Annotated in this window: 21 protein-coding genes and 1 pseudogene; 6 read left to right on the forward strand and 16 right to left on the reverse strand. The window is 22.8% G+C overall.

Annotation, left to right across the window (positions count from 1 at the left end; all coding sequences use genetic code 11):
* Window positions 1–205: 205 nt before the first annotated feature.
* On the forward strand, window positions 206–808 hold the full coding sequence (locus JNO41_RS00315; protein ID WP_121463957.1) for a nitroreductase family protein: 603 nt from the start codon (window positions 206–208) through the stop codon (window positions 806–808).
* A gap of 113 nt (window positions 809–921) precedes the next feature.
* Here the strand turns inward: JNO41_RS00315 and JNO41_RS00320 are convergent, their stop codons facing one another.
* From JNO41_RS00320 to hrcA, 7 genes and pseudogenes are all read right to left on the reverse strand, one after another.
* A complete protein-coding gene (locus JNO41_RS00320; RefSeq protein WP_121463958.1) occupies window positions 922–2,613 on the reverse strand; it encodes an ABC transporter ATP-binding protein in 1,692 nt (563 codons plus the stop codon).
* 532 nt (window positions 2,614–3,145) lie between these two features.
* Window positions 3,146–5,029, reverse strand: coding sequence for an ATP-binding cassette domain-containing protein (locus JNO41_RS00325; RefSeq protein ID WP_432729549.1), 1,884 nt, complete (start codon window positions 5,027–5,029; stop codon window positions 3,146–3,148).
* A 393-nt stretch (window positions 5,030–5,422) separates the two neighbouring features.
* Window positions 5,423–6,415: a lipoate--protein ligase gene (locus tag JNO41_RS00330; RefSeq protein WP_121463960.1), complete on the reverse strand. Its 993-nt coding sequence runs from the start codon at window positions 6,413–6,415 to the stop codon at window positions 5,423–5,425.
* A 63-nt stretch (window positions 6,416–6,478) separates the two neighbouring features.
* Window positions 6,479–7,597, reverse strand: a complete 1,119-nt coding sequence (gene dnaJ / locus JNO41_RS00335; protein WP_121463961.1) for a molecular chaperone DnaJ — start codon at window positions 7,595–7,597, stop codon at window positions 6,479–6,481.
* A 98-nt stretch (window positions 7,598–7,695) separates the two neighbouring features.
* Window positions 7,696–9,590: pseudogene (gene dnaK / locus JNO41_RS00340) on the reverse strand (molecular chaperone DnaK).
* Window positions 9,556–10,371 (reverse strand): nucleotide exchange factor GrpE, encoded by an 816-nt coding sequence (locus tag JNO41_RS00345; protein WP_121463963.1) that lies wholly within the window; start codon window positions 10,369–10,371, stop codon window positions 9,556–9,558. The pseudogene dnaK and the gene JNO41_RS00345 overlap by 35 nt, the downstream one beginning before the upstream one ends.
* Window positions 10,372–10,394: 23 nt before the next feature.
* Window positions 10,395–11,423 carry a heat-inducible transcriptional repressor HrcA gene (gene hrcA, locus JNO41_RS00350; RefSeq protein WP_121463964.1) on the reverse strand — a complete coding sequence of 343 codons (1,029 nt, stop codon included), beginning with the start codon at window positions 11,421–11,423 and terminating at the stop codon, window positions 10,395–10,397.
* Window positions 11,424–11,879: 456 nt separating this feature from the next.
* On the opposite strand from hrcA, the gene JNO41_RS00355 reads away from it, so the two are divergent.
* Entirely contained in the window at window positions 11,880–14,681 is a 2,802-nt protein-coding gene (locus JNO41_RS00355) for a trypsin-like peptidase domain-containing protein (RefSeq protein WP_161554981.1), read from the forward strand.
* A gap of 595 nt (window positions 14,682–15,276) precedes the next feature.
* Here the strand turns inward: JNO41_RS00355 and JNO41_RS00360 are convergent.
* From JNO41_RS00360 to JNO41_RS00400, 9 genes are all read right to left on the reverse strand, one after another.
* Window positions 15,277–15,651 (reverse strand): hypothetical protein, encoded by a 375-nt coding sequence (locus tag JNO41_RS00360; protein ID WP_121463966.1) that lies wholly within the window; start codon window positions 15,649–15,651, stop codon window positions 15,277–15,279.
* A 615-nt stretch (window positions 15,652–16,266) separates the two neighbouring features.
* Entirely contained in the window at window positions 16,267–16,560 is a 294-nt protein-coding gene (locus JNO41_RS00365; protein ID WP_121463967.1) for a hypothetical protein, read from the reverse strand.
* An 88-nt stretch (window positions 16,561–16,648) separates the two neighbouring features.
* On the reverse strand, window positions 16,649–17,602 hold the full coding sequence (locus tag JNO41_RS00370) for a hypothetical protein (RefSeq protein WP_121463968.1): 954 nt from the start codon (window positions 17,600–17,602) through the stop codon (window positions 16,649–16,651).
* Window positions 17,595–17,936, reverse strand: a complete 342-nt coding sequence (locus JNO41_RS00375) for a hypothetical protein (RefSeq protein WP_121463969.1) — start codon at window positions 17,934–17,936, stop codon at window positions 17,595–17,597. The genes JNO41_RS00370 and JNO41_RS00375 overlap by 8 nt, the downstream gene beginning before the upstream one ends.
* A gap of 42 nt (window positions 17,937–17,978) precedes the next feature.
* Window positions 17,979–18,425, reverse strand: a complete 447-nt coding sequence (locus JNO41_RS00380) for a hypothetical protein (RefSeq protein ID WP_121463970.1) — start codon at window positions 18,423–18,425, stop codon at window positions 17,979–17,981.
* Window positions 18,422–18,706 (reverse strand): hypothetical protein, encoded by a 285-nt coding sequence (locus JNO41_RS00385; RefSeq protein ID WP_121463971.1) that lies wholly within the window; start codon window positions 18,704–18,706, stop codon window positions 18,422–18,424. The genes JNO41_RS00380 and JNO41_RS00385 overlap by 4 nt, the downstream gene beginning before the upstream one ends.
* 37 nt (window positions 18,707–18,743) lie before the next feature.
* Entirely contained in the window at window positions 18,744–18,998 is a 255-nt protein-coding gene (locus JNO41_RS00390; RefSeq protein WP_121463972.1) for a hypothetical protein, read from the reverse strand.
* A 426-nt stretch (window positions 18,999–19,424) separates the two neighbouring features.
* Window positions 19,425–19,916 carry a hypothetical protein gene (locus JNO41_RS00395; RefSeq protein ID WP_121463973.1) on the reverse strand — a complete coding sequence of 164 codons (492 nt, stop codon included), beginning with the start codon at window positions 19,914–19,916 and terminating at the stop codon, window positions 19,425–19,427.
* Complete coding sequence (locus JNO41_RS00400) at window positions 19,907–20,305, reverse strand: Panacea domain-containing protein (protein WP_121463974.1); 399 nt, start codon at window positions 20,303–20,305, stop codon at window positions 19,907–19,909. The genes JNO41_RS00395 and JNO41_RS00400 overlap by 10 nt, the downstream gene beginning before the upstream one ends.
* Before the next feature lie 1,513 nt (window positions 20,306–21,818).
* On the opposite strand from JNO41_RS00400, the gene JNO41_RS00405 reads away from it, so the two are divergent.
* The 4 genes from JNO41_RS00405 (at window position 21,819) to JNO41_RS00420 (ending at window position 23,821) form a co-directional block, all read left to right on the forward strand.
* The gene (locus JNO41_RS00405; RefSeq protein WP_121463975.1) at window positions 21,819–22,394 is read left to right on the forward strand and encodes a hypothetical protein; all 576 of its coding nucleotides are present in this window, start codon (window positions 21,819–21,821) and stop codon (window positions 22,392–22,394) included.
* A 116-nt stretch (window positions 22,395–22,510) separates the two neighbouring features.
* Window positions 22,511–23,101 (forward strand): hypothetical protein, encoded by a 591-nt coding sequence (locus JNO41_RS00410; protein WP_121463976.1) that lies wholly within the window; start codon window positions 22,511–22,513, stop codon window positions 23,099–23,101.
* A gap of 327 nt (window positions 23,102–23,428) precedes the next feature.
* The gene (locus JNO41_RS00415; protein ID WP_268876789.1) at window positions 23,429–23,554 is read left to right on the forward strand and encodes a hypothetical protein; all 126 of its coding nucleotides are present in this window, start codon (window positions 23,429–23,431) and stop codon (window positions 23,552–23,554) included.
* A 9-nt stretch (window positions 23,555–23,563) separates the two neighbouring features.
* On the forward strand, window positions 23,564–23,821 hold the full coding sequence (locus JNO41_RS00420; protein WP_121463977.1) for a hypothetical protein: 258 nt from the start codon (window positions 23,564–23,566) through the stop codon (window positions 23,819–23,821).
* Window positions 23,822–24,007: the final 186 nt, after the last annotated feature.

A 24,007-nucleotide genomic window follows, 5' to 3' on the forward strand; every position in this document is an offset into this window, starting at 1 on the left:
TTTATTTGCAAAATATGTTAAAAAAATAAATTCCTCAATTATAAAAATATTTTTTCTATTTTATTAAATTGATGGAATTATTTTTTTTAAAAAAATTCGTTTTAATTAAATAATTTTGTAATTTAAATTGTTTTGCTTATTTCATTTTTTATTATTTGATGTTTTGATTTAAATAATAAAAAAAATATTTAAAGGAAAATATTTTATGCGTATTGAAACAGTTAGAATATTTCAAAAAAATCATAAAATAACTTATGATACATGGTTAAAAATTTTTGATGATATTCGTTATACCCCTTCTTCTTTTAATTTGCAACCTTGGCGTTTTTTTGTTTTCGAAAGTGAAGAAAATAAAAAAAAATTAAAAAAAGTTCTTCAAGGTAATACGATTCAATTAGAAACTAGTTCGGCTATAGTTTTAGTTTGTGGAAATTTAAATAAAAAAAATTCAGGAGAATATATTTATAGTCAAAAGGTATTAAATGGAGAAATGACTAACGAAACTAAAGAACTTATAATGAATAAAATGAATTATTATTTTGATAATGTAAGTTTTAATCGATTACAAAATGAAATTTTTTTAGAAGGCGGAATCGTTTCTCTTAATTTTGTTGTGACTCTTCAAAAATTTGGATATAATTCTTGTTTTATGGGTGGTTGTGATTTTGACAAAATAAACGCTCTTTTTGATATTCCTGATTTTTATATTCCTATGATTTTGATTGCCGTGGGTAAAGCCGAAAAAGATGTTATAAAAAATAAAAAAGCTTTTAAATTAGATCCTAAAGAATTTGTTTCTTTTTTATAATAAAAACAATAAATAATTGAGATGACATATATGTTTTTATTTCTTATTCTTAATTTTTTTCGCTTTATATATAAATAAAAAACCACTTAATAGTGGTTTTTTAAAATAACTATCTATTTATTTAAAATATCAATTGGTTTTTTAGTAGACCATTTGTAAATAATAAAAGATGTAAAAATAATTGTTAGAAAGAAAATAAAACTAAAATTTAAAAGAATAAAATATAAAACTCTTAAAATAGGGTGCCAAATTAAAAAAGGATAAACTATATTTCGTATACAATTAGCAACATAATTAGAATTATTTTTATCTAATAACGTTTGGCCTCGACTGATTTTGTCTGGATTAGTAAAAAAATCTCTTATATCTTCCACATGATCTGAAAAATAACTATTTATATCTTCGATGCTTATCTTTTCTATAGGGATAGAACCAAACAATAAAGAAGATCCGTTTGCGTAAAATAAAAAAAACGATGTTAAAACAAAAATGAAAAATGTTTGCACAATTGCGAAAATAAAACCTTCTGTCACAAAAATTTTGCCAACATTAATACCATTAGAACCTAAAGATCTTAAAATCCCTATTTTACGATTTTGTAGTTTAGCGCTCATATTAAAATAAAGCAAAATCATTATACCAGGGATGAATGTGATATAAAACAAAAAAAATTTATTAGTAAGTACATTAGTTATCCCAAGATACATTTGAGATGCCTCATATACTAGTTCCATGAATTCATTACTATATCTTGTTTCTGTGTTCCAATTCGATATTATTTCCATGTGGGTACTAATTCTGTTACTTTTATAAGCTAAAAAATAAAAACATATAACACTGAAAATAAGTGTCGCAAATATAGTGACTATAGTAACTAAACTTAAAAAGAATTTTTTATTTTTAAAACTATTTAAAGCATTTTTGAAAATAAACTTCAAAGGCAAACGGCTAGGAGAAGAAATAAAATCGTTTCTTTCTTGGATGATTTGGTTTGGATCAGTTGGTGAGAAATTATTTTTCAATTGAGATTTTTGATTTATTTGTTGTTGTAAATTATTTAACATTTCTTGAGTTAAAATTCGCTCTTTTTTTAAATAAATTTTTTCTTCTACTTTATTTTTAGTATTATTTGTACGTATTAAATCAGATATTATTTGGCCATCTTTTAATTCAATTATACGATCTGCGTATTTATAAGAATTTTCATTATCATGAGAAACAATAATTACTAATTTTTCTTTGGATAAATCTTTTAATAAATCAAAAACTTGACTAGCTGATTCACTATCAAGATTACCAGTAGGTTCATCTGCGAAAATAATATTAGGGTTTTTAACTAAGGCTCTTACAATTCCTACTCTTTGTCTTTGCCCTCCTGAAAGTCTATTGATTTTACGATTTAACAAGCTTTTATCTAAATCTACTTTTTCAAGTAAACTGTGAATTAAATTCATATCAGGTTTTTTATTTTGTAATTGAACAGTTAAAATAATATTTTCCAATACAGTCATGTCGTCCATTAAATTAAATTCTTGAAAAACAAAACCAATCATCCCATTACGATAGTTATCTAATAGTTTTTGATTAAATTTAGTAATATCAGTTTTAGCAACACTAATTTTTCCATTACTAGCAGTATCTATTCCAGTTAAGATATTAAACAAAGTAGATTTACCAGAACCTGATTTACCTACAATAAAACACATTCCTGTGTCAGGTAAGGTAAGTGAAATATTATGTAAAGCTGGCGCGATAAAATCATCTTTGGTAACATAACTTTTATTTAAATTATTTATTTGAAACATGTAATATTCATTTCCTTTTTTTATAAAAATAATTTTAGCTTATTTTAATAAATATAATTTGTTTTAATATAAAAAAATAATGGCGAAATATAAATGAATTTTTGAACAAAAATTTAGAAAGTTATTTTTTATTTAATATTTTTAAGTAAAAAAGAGGATTTTTCTTTACGTTTGATTAAGCGCTTAAATTTTATTTTGATATAAAATATAATTTTTTAAAATATTTTTAAAAAAATTTTTTTATTCATCTTATTTTTTTAATATGAACTATTTATATTATACATTTTTTTAAAAAAAGAATTAAATTTAATTATTTTTTTAAAAAAAATAATATTTTTGTAAAACGTACAAAAAATATTCTAAAAATAAGACTGTGTTTTTTTGTTATGGTATTTGCCCAAAAAAAATGTTTTTATCAAAATTACCATTGAAAGCAAATTCTCAAAGACTAATTATTCATAGTATATATTATTTTTTTCATTTTATATATAAATAAAAAAAACCACTATTAAGTGGTTTTTTGATAAAATAATTATTTATTATTTAAAATATCAATTGGTTTTTTAGTAGACCATTTGTAAATAATAAAAGATGTAAAAACAATTGTTAGAGAGAAAATAAAACTAAAATTTAAAAGAATAAAATATAAAACTCTTAAAATAGGACTCCAAATTAAAAAAGGACTAAATGTATTTCGCATAAAATTAATAACATAATTAGAATTATTTTTATCGAAAAAAATTTCACCCATATATTCTTTACGACCATATCTGTCATCATTATAATATGATTGTATATCAATTATTTTATTCAAAAAATTATTATTTACATCTGTGTCTGTTATCTTGTTTATATTGATAGAACCAAACATCAAAGAAGATACGTTTGCGTATAATAAAAAACACGATTTTAAAACAAAAACGAAGAATGTTTGTACAATCGCGAAAATAAAACCTTCTGCCGCGAAAATTTTGCCGACATTAACACCATTAGAACCTAAAGATCTTAAAATCCCCATTTTACGATTTTGTAGTTTAGCGCTCATATTAAAATAAAGTAAAATCATTATACCAGGGACGAATGTGATACAAAATAAAAACAATTTATTAGTAAGGACATTAATTACTTCGGTATATATCATAGATGAAAACGTTGTCGTACCTATGAAACTTTCGAATCTTTTAATTTGTTTATCATTCACATTTGCTTCTATATTAGGATATATTTCACGCAACTTTGTTCGAATTTGTTTCAATTTACATGCTTCAGATCTTTGATCTTCAACAGATTGAATTGTTTCTTCTTGTCCAGGATTCTGTGCTTTGTTTTTTATGGCTTGTCGGTCTATGCCTTTTTTTTCCGTTGTATTGTATATTTTTTCCATGTGTTTATCGAATCCGCTACTTTTATAAGCTAAAAAATAACCAAATATAGTACTGAAAATAAGTGTCGCAAATATAGTTACTATAGTAACTAAAATTAAAAAGAATTTTTTATTTTTAAAACTATTCAAAGCATTTTTAAAAATTAAATTGAAAGGCAAACGACTAGGAGCGGAAATAAAATCGTTTCTTTCTTGGATAATTTTATTTTGATCAGTTGGCGAGAAATTATTTTGCAATTGATAATTTGGATTTGTTTGTTGTTTTTGTAAAGTATTTAACATTTCTTGAGTTAAAGTTTGCCCTACTTTCCAAGATTTCCAAGAATTTTTTTCTTCTACTTTATTTTTAGTATTACGTTTACGCGTTGAATCAGATATTATTTTTCCGTCTTTCAGTTCAATGATACGATCTGCATATTTATAAGAATTTTCATTATCATGAGAAACAATAATTACTAATTTTTCTTTGGATAAATCTTTTAATAAATCAAAAACTTGACTAGCTGATTCACTATCAAGATTACCAGTAGGTTCATCTGCGAAAATAATATTAGGGTTTTTTATTAAAGCTCTTACAATTCCTACTCTTTGTCTCTGCCCTCCTGAAAGTTGATTTATTTTACGATTTAACAAGTTTTTATCTAAACCCACTTTGTCAAGTAAACTGTGAATTAAATTCATATCAGGTTTTTTATTTTGTAATTGAACAGTCAAAACAATATTTTCGAATATAGTCATGTCGTCCATTAAATTAAATTCTTGAAAAACAAAACCAATCATCCCATTACGATAGTTATCTAATAGTTTTTGATTAAATTTAGTAATATCAGTTTTAGCAACACTAATTTTACCATCACTAGCGGTATCTATTCCAGTTAAGATATTAAAAAAAGTAGATTTACCAGAACCTGATTTGCCTAAAATAAAACACATTCCTGTGTCAGGTAAGGTAAGCGAAATATTATGTAAAGCTGGCGCAACTAAACCGCCTTTAGTAACATAACTTTTCTTTAAATTATTTATTTGAAACATGTAACATTCATTTCCTTTTTTATAAAAATAATTTTTTATTATATTTGGAAGTTCCAAATATAATAAAATATAAAAAAATAATTTTAGCTTATTTGCATAAATATAATTTGTTTTAATATAAAAAAATAATGTCGAAATATAAATGAATTCTTTAATAAAAATTTAGAAAGTTATTTTTTATTTAATATTTTTTAAGTAAAAATGATTTTTTTCCTTAAATGAAGTTTCATTTTGATATAAAAGATAATTTTTGAAAATCTTTTTAAAAGAATTTTTTTATTTTTTAATATTAATTACTTATGTTATACATTTTTTTAAAAAATAATTAAATTTAATGATTTGTTTTAAAAAATGTATAAAAAACGAAATCTTTCAATTTTATAAAAATTTATTTTAATAAAGAATTCCTTCTTCTAATAAAGATAGCAAATCTTTATTAGAAGCATCGATAATATAATTTTTGATATCAATGTTTTTCAAAAGTTCTTGCAAACTTTTTTTGTTATAGGAAACATTGACAAATTTTTCTAAAAATTCTGATAAATTATTTTCTTTATGAAAAAAATCTCCTTTAAAAATTATTTTTGATATTTTACCTTTGTTTAAAGATAAGAAAATTTCTAAATTACCCCAATTAAAACGTTTTTGTAATTTTTTGTCATATGCAGGATGTTCTCCGAAAATCCATTCTTTAGAAGAATATTTTTTTGCCATTTGTTCAATTTTATATATTTCATCTAAAGTTAAATTGTATTCTTCATTTGTTAAATAATTATTTAGATAATCCATTAATTCTTGTTGAGACATGCCGTTTAAATGTTCTTTTAAATTAGTAACTCTTGAAGAAACACTGGTGATTCCTTTAGAAATTAGTTTTTCATTGTTAGGGGTAATACACCTTACCATGGTATCAATATCACAATCATATAGTAAAGTTCCATGCATTACCATACCGTTTTTATTTTGCATAAAGGCATTGCCCGAAACTTTTTTTTCATTTAAAAGAATATCATTTCTACCGCTAAAATATAAATTAATTCCTAATTTACCAAAAGCTTCAATAATCTTGCCTAAATACTCTTTGAAATTAAAATTTTTATCTTTTTTGGCAGTAATAATACTAAAAAGAGGCGTTTGAGGATCGTTATAAACACATCCTCCGCCTGTCGGCCTTCTAAATAATTGAATTTGATTTTTTGTAGTAAAATCTAAATTTACTTCATTTTCAATAATTTGATTTTTTCCTATAACTACGCCTTGGATTTGCCATTGGAAAAAAAAACAAAATTCGTCTTTTTTTAAAAGATTATTCAAAATATATTCTTCTAAAGCGAAATAAAAATAAGGTTTAAAATCTTTTAATCTATTATATTTTACTAAAATCATCGATTTATCCTTTCAAGATACAAAAAAAGATTTTAAAAAAGAAAAAAGTAAGTTTTATTTATCTTAAAAAAACCAAGATTTATTTTTTTTGATATTTTCGTTAAATGTATCTAATTCTTTAATTTGTTCAATAAGTTTTTTTTGATGACTAGATAATTTAGTAGGAGTTTTAATTTTGACAATAACAAAATGATCTCCTTTACGAAAATTGGAATGTAAATAAGGAATACCTTTATTTTTTAATTTAAATTTAGTATGAGTTTGTGTTCCTTCTGGTATTTTTAATTCGACATCGCCATAAATAGTGGGAATATTTAATTCTTTTCCTAAGATAGCATCATAAAAATTAATCCAAACAGTGGAAATAATATTTTGTTTTTCTCTTTCAAAAAATTCATGAGGCTGAATTTTAAAAGTTACATATAAATCACTGTTTTTAGAATTTAAGTGCCCTCCGTGTCCTTGTTGGTCGAGTTTCATTGTCATTCCATCTTCTACTCCAGCAGGAATATCAATGTTTATTGTTTTAACATTTGAAACTCTTTTAGAACATTTACAAGATGAACATTTTTTAGTAATTATTCTACCTTCGCCTCTACAATAAGAACATACTTGTTGGGTACCAATATTTCCTAAAAAAGTTCTTTGATATTTTGTAATATGTCCTGTTCCGTTACAATAATTACAAATTCGAACATCTTCTTTATTTTGCGCCCCTGTTCCATTACATTGTTTACAATCTTCTTCGAAATTTATTTTAATTTCCTTTTTTCCGCCTAAACATGCTTCTAAAAAATCAATAACACATTCTACGTATTTATCTTGAACATTATTTGTATTTTTTTGTTTATTAGTTCGATTTTCTCCGAAAAAACTTCCAAAAATATCATCAAAATTGCCAAAATCGGAACTACTAAAACCTTGGTTGAAACCTTGAAACCCACTATTATTAAAATTACTATAATCTTGGTGACCAAAACGATCATAATCACTTCTTTTTTGCGCGTTACTTAATATTTGATAAGCTTCTTGAACTTCTTTAAATTTTTCAGCAGCATTATCTTCTTTAGATACATCAGGATGATATTTTTTAACAAGTTTACGATAAGATTTTTTAATTTCTGTATCACTCGCATTTTTAGAAACTTCTAAAACATCATAATAATCCCTTTTAGATTTCATAATAAAAACTCCTATAGTTTTATATTAGATTTTATAGTTAATAAAGAAACCAAAAAAAGATTAATTTCTTTTTTTGGTTTGTATTCTGTCAAAGGAAATTATTTTTTCTCTTTAAATTCAGCGTCTACTACTTCATCTGGGTCAGAATTTTTGTCATTTTCTGGTTTATAATTATCATTATCAGAATTTTCTTTTGATTTTTCTTGAGCTTTTTGATAAGCTTTGACAGCTATTGACTGAGATTCTTTTTCTAAAAGACTCATTTTTTCTTTAATAATTGCGATATCTTCTGTTTTTAAAGCTTCTTCTAAATCTTTAATTTGTCCTTCGATTTTATTTTTTTCTTCCGGTTGAATTTCATCTTTTAAAGTGTCTAAAGATTTTTTAGTTTGGAAGATTAAGTTATTAGCTTCGTTTAAAGTATCAATTTTTCTCTTTTGATTTTATCAGCTTCTGCATTTTCTTCTGCTTCTTTAATCATTCTTTTGATTTCTTCTTCTGATAGAGAACCACTACCTGAAATAGTAATTTTTTGTTCTTTGTTAGTTCCTAAATTTTTAGCTTTAACGGAAACAATACCATTAACGTCAATATCAAAAGTCACTTCTATTTGTGGAATTCCTCTTTGTGCAGCTTGGATTTCATCTAAACGGAAATTACCTAAAGTTTTGTTTTCTCTTGCTAAAGGTCTTTCGCCTTGTAAAACATGAATATCAACTGAAGTTTGATTATCTTCTGCAGTAGAAAATACTTGTTTAGCTGTTGTCGGAATTGTTGTATTTCTTTCAATTAATTTAGTAAAAACATTTCCTAAAGTTTCAATTCCTAATGAAAGCGGAGTCACATCTAAAAGAACGATATCTTTAACATCTCCTGATAAAATACCACCTTGAATAGAAGCGCCCATCGCAACTACTTCGTCAGGGTTAATACTTTTATTTAAAGTATTTTTATTTAATTCTTTTTTAACTAATTCTTGAACAGCTGGAATTCTAGTTGAACCGCCTACTAATAAAACTTGATGAATTTCTCCTGGAGTCATATCAGCATCTTTCAAAGCACGTTTTAAAGGAATTAAACAACGATCAACTAAATCTTGAGTTAATTCATTAAATTTAGCTCTTGTTAGATTATATTCAAAATGAATAGATTCGCCTACAGAATTTCCTTGTTCGTGTCTTTGAATCATTGTTAAAAATGGTAAAGAAATTTGAGCAGACATAGCATTACTTAATTCTTTTTTAGCATTTTCTGCAGCACTTTTTAATCTTTGCATTACAGATTTATCTTTACTTAAATCTACTAAATGTTCTTTTTTGATTTCTTTTAGTAAAAATTCAATGATTTTGTTATCAAAATCATCTCCACCCAAAAGATTATCTCCAGCAGTTGATAAAACAGAAAAATTACCTTCTGCTAAATTTAAAATAGAAACGTCGAAAGTTCCTCCGCCTAAGTCAAAAACTAAGATATTTTGTTCTTTTTCATTTTGTTTATCAATACCATAAGCTAAAGCGGCAGCTGTTGGTTCATTAATAATTCTTTTTACTTCTAAACCAGCAATTTTTCCAGCATCTTTTGTAGCTTGTCTTTGAGCATCATTAAAGTAAGCAGGCACAGTAATAATTGCATTTGTTACTTCCGCCCCTAAATAATCTTCAGCTTGTTTTTTTAAATTTCTTAAAATCATTGCACTTATTTCTTGAGGTGTATATTTTTTATCTTTAATATTAACTGTAAAATTTTTTTCTCCCATATGTCTTTTAATAGACAATATAGTATTTGGGTTAGTTAACATTTGTCTTTTAGCAACTTCACCTACTAAAATTTCATCATTTCTGAAAGCTACAATTGAAGGCGTAGTTCTTCCGCCTTCTGAATTGATAATAACTTTAGCTTCTTTCCCTTCCATAACAGAAACACAAGAATTAGTTGTTCCTAAGTCAATTCCAATAATTTTATTTGTTTTCATTTGAATTATCACTCCATTCATTGATTTTTACCATTGCTGGTTTAATAACTAAATCTTTGTATAAAAAACCTTTTTCTATAACTGCTAAGTTAATTCCATTTGGCTTATTTTTATCTGATATTTTTTCGATCGCATGATGAAATTCAGGATTAAATTTTTCGCCTAAAGCTTTAATTTCTTGAACGCCATCTTTATGTAAAATATCTTTTGTTTGTTTAAAAATCATTTTAAAACCTAATAAAAAATTTTTTAATAAAGGTTCTTCAGTAGTCATCTCTAAAGCTTTTTCTAATTGTTCTAAAGGGACTAACATTTCAGTAATTAAATTCATAGAAGCGTACTTCAAAGAATGAATTTTTTCTTTTTGAATTCTTTTTTGAAAATTTTCTAAATCTGCTTGATATTTCAATTTATCATTATCATATTTGTTAGTGATTTCCGATAAATTTTCTTGTAATTGTTTTTTTTCTATTTTTAATTTTTCAATTTCTTCTTCATTGTTAACTGATGTAGAACAATCATTAGTGCATTTTTGGCTATCTTCATCTTTTTTAAAAGGACATTTATTATTTTCTTTGCAACAGGAATTGTTTTTGCATGAGTCTTCTTGCTCACAAGTTCCTTCTTCTTTTTTACAATTATCTTGTGAACAACTTTCTTTTTCACAATTGCCTTTTGGACAATGTTTTTTTTGGCAATCTTCTTGTTTACAAGTTTCTTTTGCACAATTGTTTATATTCTCGTTTTTGTGATTTTTATCACAAGGACAGTTTTGGCAATTTTTATCTTTTTTTTCATTCATTTTATATCAAATAAAACTCCTTTTTATTTATTTTTTTCATATAAATGAGATATATGAGCTGATAAATATTCTAAAATAGGTATAATTTCTGAATATTTAATTACATTAGAGCCTAAAACAGCTATAAATCCTTTTTCATTTTCGTTAATATTGTAAGGAATAGAAACAAAAATAAATTTTTTATAAGGAATTAATCTAATTTGATTAGCTAATTTGCAAATTACTTCTTTCGAATCGTAAAAAAAATTATTTAATTTTTTTGTATTTAAAATTTCGCATATATCTTTAATATTTGTGATTTCTTGTTCCGTTTGAGAAGTTAAAAAATTAGAAATACCATAAAAAGAAGTATTATTATTATAAAATTTATAAAAAGCTTCTAAAAAAAATTGTATTAATTTTTCTTGATATTTAATATGTTTTTTGATTTGCTCTTGGCAAAGATCACTTTGGATAATTTTTAAAGCTTCGTTTAAATATTTATTGATTAATAAATTATTAAAAATGTCTACAATTATCTTTAAATCTTCCGCTTTAAATTCTTTATCTTCATCTAAAAAAATATTTTGATGTTGCAAATGACCTTTATTTGTAAGAACAAAAATAACTGCTTGTTGAGGATTAACAAAAATCAAATCAATTTTTTTAATTTTACTTGTTTTTAAAATATCAGGTTTGATATCTATAATAGCATGATTTGTCAAATTACATAATAATTTTAAAACTTCTTGAATAATTTTTTCTTTATTTGAATTTTTTTTTTGGATTATTTTTTCAAACAAAGTTAAAATTTCTTTATTTTCTGGCTTGCGAGTCATTAAATTATTAAGATAAAAAACATAACCTTTTAAAGAAGGAATTCTACCGCTAGATTTATGATTTTTTATTAAATAACCTTTTTCTTCTAATTGCAACATATCATAACGAATAGTAGCACTGGAAAATTTTAAATAAGGCACTTTAGATAAAAATTCAGAACCTATGGGTTTAACTTCTTTAGAGTAATTTTCGATAACAGCCTTTAAAATTAATCTTTTTCGATTCGAAAGCAATGCTCACACCTCTAGTGTCGATCAATTCTAGCACTCATTTATAATGACTGCTAATATTATTATATTATTTTTTTTATAAATGTCAATAATAAAAATTAATATTTTTACAAAAATAAATAAAAATTTTTTGAATATGCTTGTATTGATAAATAGAGATTTTTTTATTTTTTTGAAAGTAACTTTTATTATTGTCGATCTATTCTAGCACTCATTTATAATGACTGCTAATATTATTATATTATTTTTTTTATAAATGTCAATAATAAAAATTAATATTTTTGACAAAAAATAAATAAAAGTTATTTTAATTAATATATTATTAATAAGTAGAGAGTTTTGTAATTTTTAAATTGGTTATTAATTTATTTACTTGTTTATGATTGTAAAAACATATTATTGTATAGATTTTAAAAATTTAAAACAATAATTTAGAAAATGGAAAAGCACTTGAAAAATATGGATAGTATCGTTTTATCTTTTATAAATAAAAAAAGATTTATATTATTTTTTTTAATATTTCTGTTATTTTTATTTTTTTATTATAAATATTTATTTATTAAATATCAAAATCAAATTATTCAAAATGATTATAAAAAAAATCAAATTACATTTAATTTAAAAGATAAAGTTTTAGAAGAAAAGATTCAAATGATAGGAGACATGCAAAAAAAAATCCAAAATATCTTTGATTTTGAAAAAGATAAGCCATCCTTTATTTTGAAACCTCATCGTTTTAACAAAGGAGATGTAGTATATGCTTTTACTTTAGATATTTCGTCTCATATGGAACCTTTTCAAGAAGGTATTGTAAGTAAAAATTATGCTTTAAGTGATAATGAGTATTTACCTATTTCTATTAAAGGCGGAAATAATAAAATATTTTTTAATACTAAAGGAGAATTTATAGGTATTTCCGTGCCAAATCAAGATCCAAATATTATAATTAACCATATAATAACATCTAATTCTATTTTTTATTTTTTTAAATGTCAATTGAATTTAGAACAATCAGATTTATCTTCTGAAAAAGATATTGATATCAAAAATAAATATTATTTTTTGTTAGAAGTAGATAATAAGAAATATAAAATTTTTTTAAATCAAGAAGGATGGTTTTTAGGTTTTTATAATAGCTCATCTAAAATTGATTCTAAAAAAAATTTTTTAGATTATATTTTTGATAAGATAGCGTTAGATAAATGTCAAAATAATCAAGTGAATATCGAAAAGTCGAATTTACAACAAAAAAATAATTTAGAAAATACAAAATTAAATTATCCTTTCGATGAGGACATCCAAAATTTAAATAAAATTACTTTTTTGATTCAAGTCGGAAGTTTGATGCAAAATAAATTTTTAAGTTTAGGATCTGGTTTTATTTTTTGTGTTAAAGAAATAATGGAAAATAATGAAATATTTTATGATTATTATGTTTTAACTAATAGGCATGTATTGAAACAAGCTTCAAAATATTCATCAATAAAAATTGAACTTTTTAATATTTATTTTCAACAAGAGGCGGAAATGTTTGGTTTTATAAATAATCAAGATGTATATGATGATATAGCTATTTTGACTTTTAGAGATAAAAATACAAAAAAATTTGAAGAAATAAAAACAATTTTAGATAAAGTTTTACCTAAGAAAAAAATAAATGTTTATCAAGGAGAAGTTGTTTATAGTATGGGTTCTCAAATTACTCAAATTAAATCAAAAAAACTAACTTTTGATAATTTCAATACTCTTTCGCAAGATAAGGATTTATTTTTAAAACCAAATATTATTTGGGGGTTTAATTTATTAAAAAAAGGTAATATTGTTGATTATAATGAAAAAGAAATTTCTTTTGATATCCAAATTGATTCAGGTAATAGCGGAGGTCCTGTTTTTAATACTCATGGGGAAATTATAGGCATAAACAAAAGCGTTATTATAAGTGATTATGTGCCAGATAGAATTTCTCAATGTCTTAATATTGAGCATGTTAAACAAATATGTAATCGAATAATTGAATTGCATAAAAAAAATCCAATTAAAAAATTTTTTAAAATTTTACCAGAAGATTATGATTATTTAGAAAATGAATTAAATTCATTTCCTCCTTTTAATCAAAATCCAAATTTTTTAATAAAGAATAAAAATAATATTACTATTACAATCGAAGAATTATTAAATTATTTTCGAAATAAAAAAATAAAATCAATTATTTCTGAGTTAATAAAAGAAGAAAAAGAAATACAATTAAATATTAAGTTAGTAGTTATGTTTTATAAAAAAGAACAAATATTTTCTTTAAATCCTAAAAAAGAGCAAATAAAAATAATTTATAATGAACAAAAAAATAATATTATTTTTGAAAAAAAGGGCCCAAATAATTTAAATGAAATTAAAATTTATAATTTCGATGATATTCAATTAAAAGAACAACATGAACCCTTTATATCTTTAGAATTAGTTTATCCTCATGAATCAAATAATGATAATATGGAAATAAATGAAAAACGTAAATTTGATAATTTAAAGAAAATAAAAAATTCTTTAATTTTTTGGGATCAAAATGAAGAAATTAGCGGTAATGGGATTGTTTTTCAAAAAAAATCTTTACCAAATAATAATTTTTTATATTTTGTTTTATCTACTTATACAAATAATAAGAATAAATTATTATCGTTAATTGAACCGATTAAAAATATTTTTTCTAATGAAATCGAAATAACTATTTTTAATAATGATAATTATCAAAAAGAAAAAGGCCAAATTAACAGTTTTTTATTAGGACGTAATAATTTGATTTTAATAACTTTTGTATCTTCCAATAATTACGATATTATTCCGGCCAGATCTTCTAAAAATTTAAATTTAGGAGAAGAAATATTTTTTTTAACAAATAACTATAATGATAATTATTTTCCACAAATGTTTAAAGGTGTTGTAAGTTATAAAACAAATGATTTTGTCTTGTGTGATTCCGTATTTGATTTAAGGAATAAAAATAAAATTGCTAATCCTAAATTTAATTTTTTATATTTTGATAATGAAGGTAATTTTATAGGAGTTAATAATATTTTGGAAGAATCTAATAAATTACCACATAATTTTATTAAAGTTGCTTTATTAAAAGAAAAAGATATATTTGATTTTTTAAAAATATACAAATTAAAAGAAAATTTGACTTTAATTTTTTCTTGTTTATTTGTTCTTATTGTTATATTTATTGTTATTATTTATTCGAATTATCCTATAAAAAGAAAATTTTGATAATATTACACTTTCAAAAATATTGTTTGGTTGCCGCAAATTTATTTTTGATGTAAAAAAAATATATTAATAATAATTTAAAAGATATTCTAAATGATAAATTAATTTTTGAAAATCTTTTTTAGGATATTTATTTGGAAATTTATGTTTATAAATAGTACATAGGAATTACAACAATAAAATTGATTGTAATTATTAATTTCAGAGATGGATTATTTTTGTCCTTTTGCAAAGCACCAATGTAGAATTTATTATTATTTATTGAATGGCCTCAATAGTTTAAATGTTTAAAACACATTAAATGATTAAACTTTGAAAATTTTATTGATTTTGTAGCTATATTGATCAAATTGTCCATTTATCACGTATAATTACTTTTTGATATTTATAATAAATACTTGGAACATAAATTTCATTATTTACTGCTCTTCACTACTCTTTACTCTTCACTGCTTTTCACTGCTTTATTAAAATAAGACCTTTTGAAAATTACTAATTTGAAAAACCAAATTATTTATTTGAAAAAATAAATAGTTTGGTTTTTTTCTTTTATATAGGAAAAGGTAGAGCTTTGGTAATTTAAGTTTTTCAAATTTTAGTAATTTTGAAAAAGGCTTAAATTAATAAAGCAGTAAATTATTGCGTTTTTGTCGTTTTGTACGTCCCATAAAAGACGTTTAGCTTTTTTTACATAATTAGAAGCTTTTTTTGCTGGTTCCGAAATTTTTTCGTTAACTTCATTTTCAATTTTTTTAATTAATTTTGAATTTTTAGATTCAAAGTTTATTTCAGCGTTATATCCTAAATTATCTAATTCTTGTTCTACTGCTTCAAGAACACTAATAACTCCGTGTTTACGTTCACTAAGTTCATATTCATCTAATGAATAATCAACAGTACTGAAATATTGTGCTTCGTCAACAACAACGTTATCTTGTTTAGTCATTTTTTGATTTTTTTTATTTTGCATTGTGTTTCTCCTTTCTCATTTTTGATTTTTAAATTGTTAATTGTACTCAACAATTTAAAGAGAATATACATTTTCTTTAATTATGAAATAGGTAGAAAATTGGAGGGCTTAGATGGTTTTGCGAATAAAACCGAAAATAACAAAGAAAGCGCTAACTTTAAATTATTTTGTTCTAAATTTAAATCCATTTTTTTTAATTTAAAATATGCCGTACGCAAATTAAATTAAAAAAAACTTTGAAATGGATACCCTCTTTAAATTGTTGAATTAAGGTAAAAAAAACATTAATCTTGATTTTATGGGTGTTTTTATCTTTTTAGTTCTATTTTAGTTCTATTTTAGTTCTATTTTCTTTCAAAAAACATACTTTTTATATAAATTTTTATATATTTTCTATATAAATTTATATATTTTCAATAAAAATTCTTATTTTTTTATATAAATTCTTATTTTTTTAATAAAAATTCATATTTTTTTATATAAATTCTTATTTTTTTTAAAAAAATAATATAATATTCCTATTTTTTTTGATATTTAAGGTGTTATCATAAAAAATTTATTAAATATCATCCAAAATAGAAACATTATTTTTATTTTTTTATACAATACTAAAAATTAAGTTCTTTTTGTAGTATCTTTTGTGTCTTTTGTTTCAGTTGTGTTTGTATTTTTAGCTTCTAAGTCATTTAATCTTTTAAGTAATGCTTCTTGTACGTGTACGTTTTTATCTTTGTCAGGGTTAATTTTGTTAACGATGACATTTGTAGATTTGTCGTGGTCTTGGAATGGTAATTCGTTATTACGATACATTGCGATTAAACCAAAAATTGCGTAAACAGTACAAATAGCCAAGCCGACAGCCTTTAAAATTTCTTTTGTTGCTCTTTGAATTGCATTGTTATTAGCCATTTTATTTTATTTCCTTTCATGATTTATACATGACTTGGTTTTAGCTTTGTATCGGATTGTCTAGCCGATAAAATATTTAAAAATTCATTTAATGAATACTTAAAAATTCTTTTTTAATTTTGCTCGTACAATAAACCGAACATAAATTTTTAATTTGATTAATAATTTTAATTCCTTTGAAATTTTGCGAAATATCATTAAATGTAAAATGTTTTAATAAAGTTTCTAAATTTAAATTGCTACTAAAAAAAGTATTTAATTTATTTTCGCAACGATAAACTAAAATAGGCCCTAAAATTTCATCCCTAAAATAAATTGTTAAATGTTCCGCGCCGATATCATCTAAGAAAAGAACCGGAGTATTTTTTACAATATTTATTTTTGTTTCTATATCTTGGTCGTACCAATGTTGGGGAAATTGCCTAACAAAATCCGGCATATATAAAAATATAAAATCTTTTTCTTTTTGTAAATACCAATTTATAAAACCTTTCATCAAAAAAGTTTTATAAGTATTTAATGCTCCGTAAAGATAAATGCCGTTTTTTTCTTTAAACTGGTTAACTTTTCCCCATTGTTCCTTAGAAAATTCAATTTTAGATAAAATCGTATTAAAAAAATCTTTATCAATTTTTTTTATTTCTTCTAAATTTAAATTTTGATTAAATAAATTATGTACTGTCATAATATTTTCTTCATAAAGAGGCTTTTTAGTATCTTGATAAACAATTTGAATATAAGGTTTGGTTTTTAAAATCATTTTATGTTCGAATTCATCTATGTTCTTTTTATTTTTAAAATAATTTAACATCGTTTCTATATCTTTTGTATCGTAATCAACGCCAAATTTTAAATCTTTTGTCGTGGGGTCTTCTTGAATTTGTTTGATTATGCTTGTATCTATCATGGCGAAGCTTTTTTTATCTTCTTCTTGTTTATATTCGGTTTCTTTTCTTTGAAGCCGTTTTAATTCTTTTTGTTCCCATTCTCTTTTTTGTTCTTCTTCAATTATTTTTTTGATATTTTTTATGGCTTCATACATTGCTAAATAAAGACTTCGTTTCTTCTTCAACCATTTTTTCATGAGCGGTTAATTTTTTTTCAATTATTTTTTTAGAATATAAAATTTTATTAGTTGCATCAAAAATAAAATCTTTATTAAGGTTGATATCTTGTTTGATTTCAAAAGGAGGATTAGAAATTTTTTTAAAAATTTGATTGAAGTTGGGAACGTCGGAAGGATTCAAATATAAAACGCTGTTTTCTAAATTCAAATTGGTTTTTCCTTTTTCATTAGATAATAAAAGGACTCTAAAATAATTGTTAGTTAAATAATCCGTGATTTCTTTTAAATCATATTTATTTTTTTTAAACATATTTAATTTCTCCTTTACTATTTACTGCTTTGAATTAATATTTTATTCAAAATGATATTTAATAACTTCAAATTGTCTTATTTCTATACCATTTTTTAATACAGTAGCTGGATACATTGTTATTTCTTTTTTATCAGTTAAAAATTTTAATAATTTATTAAAATAAAAATCACAATCAATACAGCCATAATTTACATACCCAGTAATGATTTTGTAAATTTTCGCTATATCATCTTTTATTTTGAAATCATTAAATATTCTGTATGTGTCAAAAAGGTCATATACTTTGCATAAACACAGCGCATATGTTTTTAAATCATCTCCGACTACGACGTTTTCGGCGTTTTCAAGATTTAATGTAGTTTTGTATATTTTTTCTTTCAGTTTATTTAAAAAACTTAACTGTATTTCGCTTGTAAGTTTAAAATTTTCATTTGAATATTTTTTGTTGTTTATTTCTAATGCTTTATTTGTTTTGGCTACATTCATTTTTGTATTCTCTCAATCTTTTTTTTTAATCCTTGTATTTCATTTCTTAAATGAATATTTTTTATTTGTAATATCATGTTGTGTGCATTTACATCATTATTTTTGTTTTTTAATTTCAAATTACATTTTGATAAAATGAAATTTTGTGTTTTTAATCCGTTATTAGATTTTTTTAAATTGTCGCGTTCTTTTTTGATATTATTAACTTCTTCGTCGCGTTGTTTTGCGTATTTTTCTAAATCATTAACGAATGCATGGGCTAGCAATTCCGTATATATCATTTTTTTAAACTCCTAAATTTTCTTATTTCAAAAATATTTAATATTTCCTTTGATTCCCATGTATAGACAACAATTGAATACGTCTATTAATTTTTTTTATATTCGCTTGTCTCATAGCTAAAATTGTTTTTGTTGCTGTTCTTATGATTTCGCCGTTTTCCTCGTTTTTTTCTAATTTGATTATTAATGATTCTAAATGCGATATTACATTAGCTGTATCATTTATTTCAATTTTTAATCTAGCATTTTCAGTTAACGGTTTAAATGCGTCGTGTTTATCTTTATTTTCCATTTGATTTAAAACCTCTTTATTTTTGTTAATTTATTTTTGTAAAATTTTTTGTCTTAAAAAATATTTTTTTTATTTTGGAATTTCTTTGTTATAAAAAAATATTTTGTGTTGAACGCTTTCAAAATTTTAAACTCTTTTTTTCTTGTTCGGTTTTTTTCCTATATAAAAGAAAAAAAACCAAACTATTTATTTTTTCAAATAAATAATTTGGTTTCTCAAATTAGTAATTTTCAAAAGGTCTTATTTTACTAAAGCAGTAAAAAGCAGTAAAGAGCAGTTAAAAAGCGCTACCGTTTCGGCGGTTTAAGTTTTTAAATCAAAAAAGAAATAAAAATAATTTCAAGTTTTTGAAATTTAAAATTTGTATCTTTTTTTTAATAAATAAAAATTTATTGTAAGTTTTTATAATATACAAAACTTAAAAATTTAATTATTCCAATATTTAAAATATTGTTTTTTTATTTTATATTTGTTGTGTGTTAAATATTTATCTATTTCGTCGAATTCATATTTATTAATTTTTAAAAAATTATAAATATATTTAAGAGCTGTTTTGTTTAAATATTGGGTTGAATCTAAAATACTAAATTGACGAAAAGGATCATAAACACAAAGATAAAAAAATTTCTTCTTTTTTTCTTGTTCAATGAATCCAATAATACGCTGACATTTATCAATGTTTAATTTAATAAAATTTACTTCTTCTATTAAATGATGTTTATCTTTATTTAGAAACATTTTAATTTGTGTTGGATTTATAAAATGGCTCTCATTTTCAAAATTTTTATTTTTCAATGTTTCATTAAAAGATTCGATTATTTTATCCCAATCCAAAGATAAATGTTTAGATTCATGAATAATAATATCAATTTTTACTTTATTATCATCTAAATAATCGCTGACTTTTTTTATTTCCATTGAAAATGTTCGCCTTTTTCTTCGTAAAATTTCAAGATTCTTTTATCAGTAATTGGATTTAATGACCAGTCTTTAAAAAGAAAACTTCTTGTCCAAGGAGAATCGACTTCGTGCGTTAGCATAACTAAACGATTAGCAGTATAAGAACCATATTTTTTTAAAATATTATCCATAATTTGAATTTGTTGCGGTTTAAAACAAGATATATTAAAATTTTCAATAATTTTTAAATCTTTAGGAATTTTTTTTGTATATTCTAATGTTTTTAAATATAATTTTGGAGAACAAGGGCCATATTCCCAAGCTTCCCAATCGTTTTTAAAAAAAGGTTTTTTAAATTTGATTAAATGTTGACAATAAGCGAAAAAAACTAATTTTTGTAATTTCATTTTAGTATAATCTTTTTTATTTTGATTTCTAATTTATATATTGAGCTACATCTAAAATATTAATTTGTTGTTTTTCTTTTTTTATCATTTTAATTCACCTCTATTTTTATTTTACTTATATTTTGTATTTTATTAGATGATAATTTAAAATTTGATTAAGTTGTTTACCCATAAAGAACAGTAATAACTATGAGCGAGAGAAGAGGGGCTATTTTTTGTTTTTATATACAAAAAAATAATATTTAAGCATCTGGTTTTTCGATTTCGCAATTGCGATCTAACCATTTTTTTGCCAAAGTAGCCGCTAATGTATAAGAGTGATAATAAGATGATGATGATAATGGAGCTTCTAACTACGTTATATTTTTGTTTCGTTGTTGTTTGTTCTTCTTTTGTTTCTTTTTTCATATTTTTTTCTTGCTTTTTCATTTGATGTTTTTAAAGGTTTATTCCGCGTAATTTACCAATGATAATTATTAAAGATTTTATTTCTTTTATCTTTTCGTTGTTTATATTAAATTTTGAAATTTTTTAAAGTTTGCATAATAGTTAAATTTAATTAAAAAAAATAATAAAAAAAGATTATCAAATATTGATAATCTTTTAAATATTTTTAATGATTTCTAGAGTATTTTAAAAAAAGTTCCGCTTTTTGAATATGCTCGTTTTTTGAAGCCAATGGTTCAACATTAAATATAAGTTTGAATGAATTTGATACTTATTGTAGTACTACACTTCTTCCTCATAAACCTGATTATATGAAATAAATCTAAATTATTAAATTAAAAGAAATTATTTTTTTTAAAAATTTTATAATTATAAAAAAATATATATAATAAAAATATGATTAAAAAAGGACCAAAAGTTATGAAAAATATTAGAAAAAAATAATAAATTATAAAAAAACATTTATTTTTTCAACAATTACATTAATTCTTTTAATTTCTATTTCAATTTATTGCTTAATAAGCGAAAAAGAAAAAATAAGTAATCAATCAAGTTGTAGAAAATAAACAAATTACATGGAATCAGAATCCAAAAACTGAAGAAGAATATAATATAGCCCTACAAGAATGGAAAAATCAATGTCATTTCAAATCTAAGAATACATTTACTGGAAAGGAAATAGGTAATTTATTAGGAACTTCAAATCAAACTTTATATTGTTTTTATGATGCTACAATATTTCAAAAAAATAATAAAAAAACTGTCTATTCTTATTATGATAAAAATGAAAATTTTTATGTAATTCAATATTCTTTTAAAAATAATTATTGGTCTAATATTTATACTTTTGAAAATCTTCCTTCTATTGAAAAAATAAAAATTTCTGATCTAGATAAAGTTGAATTTAATGGTTATTTGGACACTACACCACCACCAGTTAAACTATCTCATATGAAATAATTTAAACAAAAAGAAGTTATTTATCAATTTCTTTTTTTTGCTTTAAAAATTTTGTAATTATAAAAAAATATATAACAAAAATATAATTTAAAAAGGATAAAAAGTTATGAAAAATATTAAAAAGAAAATAACAAATTATAAAAAAACATTTATTTTTTTAACAATTATATTATTTTGTTTAATTTCTCTTTCAATTTATTGTTTAACAAATAAAAAAGAAATTAAAATTATAGAAAACAAACATATTACATGGAATCAAACTCCATCAAATGAAGAAGAATATAATGAATCTTTACAACGATGGAAAAATCAATGTATATTTAAACAAGGAAACGAATATACTGGTGATGAAGTCAGAAATAAATTAGGTAAATCATGGAAAACTTTATATTGTTTAGATGGCGGTAATATAATAAAAGGGAATCTAAAAGAAGGGCATCTAAAAGTAGAATATAAGGTTTCCAGTTTGAAGGAAAATAATTATAATTTAGATTATTGTTATTTTTATAATTTATATAACGATGTTATGAATTTTAAAAGACCAATGGTAAGTTCGGATAATTCTATTTTTTTTAAAGATCCTTCTCCTATAAGATTAATTTTTACTTACGGATCGTTAATTAAATTTGACACCTATTGCGACACCACTCCTCCTCCGACTAAACCATCTCATATGAGATAATATAATTTTTATCAAAAAGAACTTATTCATTTAAGTTCTTTTTTATTTAAAAAGCGTTTAAATTCAAAAAAAAAAAAAAAGATATAATTAAAATAAATCAAAAAAAGGAAAAAAATATGCAAAATATCAAAAAATTAATTACAAATTATAAAAAAACATTTATTTTTTTAACAATTACATTAATTTTTTTGATCTCTGTTTCAATTTATTACTTAATAAGAGAAAAAGAAAAAATAAGTAATCAAGTTGTAGAAAATAAACAAATTACATGGAATCAGAATCCAAAAACTGAAGAAGAGTATAATATAGCATTAGAACAATGGAAAAACCAATGTTGTTTTCAATCAGGATCCACATATGTTGCTAGCACAATTGTAAGTAAATTAGGTAGCCCAAGTAAAACGGGTAAATTAACTAGGGAATTATATTGTTTAGATAGCGGTAATATATGGGTGCCGTCTCTTACAGTTGCATATGTTAATGCTATACCCGAAGAACAATTTAAATTAGATTATTGTTATTTTAAGAATTGGACTCTTGACGTTATTAATTTTACAAGAAAAGGTACTCCTTACGATAATTCCTTTTGTGGTTTTGGTGGAAACTCTCCCGCTTGCAGGTTAGTTTTTGATTCGGGATGGTCAATCAAATTTGACACCTATTGCGACACCACTCCTCCTCCGACTAAACCATCTCATATGAGATAATATAATTTTTATCAAAAAGAACTTATTCATTTAAGTTCTTTTTTATTTAAAAAGCGTTTAAATTCCAAAAAAAAAAAAAAAGATATAATAAAATATATCGGAAAGGTATATAAAAAAAATGAATTTAAAAAACACCAAAATAAATTAATTGTTATTGGCACTGTCGTTGTTGTATTCATCATTGGCTTAATTTGTGTTCTTTATAACAAACACACTGATGACGCTTCATCTCCATCTACTAAACCAAAACACGAAAATGCTCAACTTACTGAAAAAACAGATTCAAATGAAAAAATAAAAAGTTATGATCAATTACGATCAGAAAAATTGAAAAGATTAGAACAAGAAAAAAAACTTTTGTTGCTTGACATCGAAAACATAAAACCTAAAATTAAAAAGGCAAAAGACGAATTTATGGAAACTAAAAAACAATTAGAAGAAGTTAAACAATAGTTAAATGAATTGCAACCAGAAAAATACATTTCAGAAATATCTGGAAAAGGCGTAGAAGGAATAAATCAATCCGTTCGAGAAATGAACTCTTTATTAACACAAGCGCCTATTCAAAAGAGAAAATCATTGTTAGAGATGAAATTTATGCTTGATGAAAGTAGTTATAATAGTCTTAATCGAGAACTTGAATGCTTAACAAATTCGCTTGCTTTTGTTGAAAAACAAATCCAATTTCCTGATGAAATATTTTTTTTTAACGATTTTTAATAATTTGAAATAAATTATCAAGTAAAAAAACTTATTCATTTAAGTTCTTTTTTATTTAAAAATTAAACTTTAATCTTAAAGAATTAGATTAACTTATTTTTTTTTTTTTTACAAAAACAAATATCAGAAAGAGAAAAAATATTATTAATCGGTACAGTCTAAAATAAACGTAATAATCAAAATTAC

Origin of the sequence: 'Prunus avium' virescence phytoplasma, from assembly GCF_050916135.1 — a bacterium.
GTDB lineage: Bacteria > Bacillota_I > Bacilli_A > Acholeplasmatales > Acholeplasmataceae > Phytoplasma > Phytoplasma ziziphi.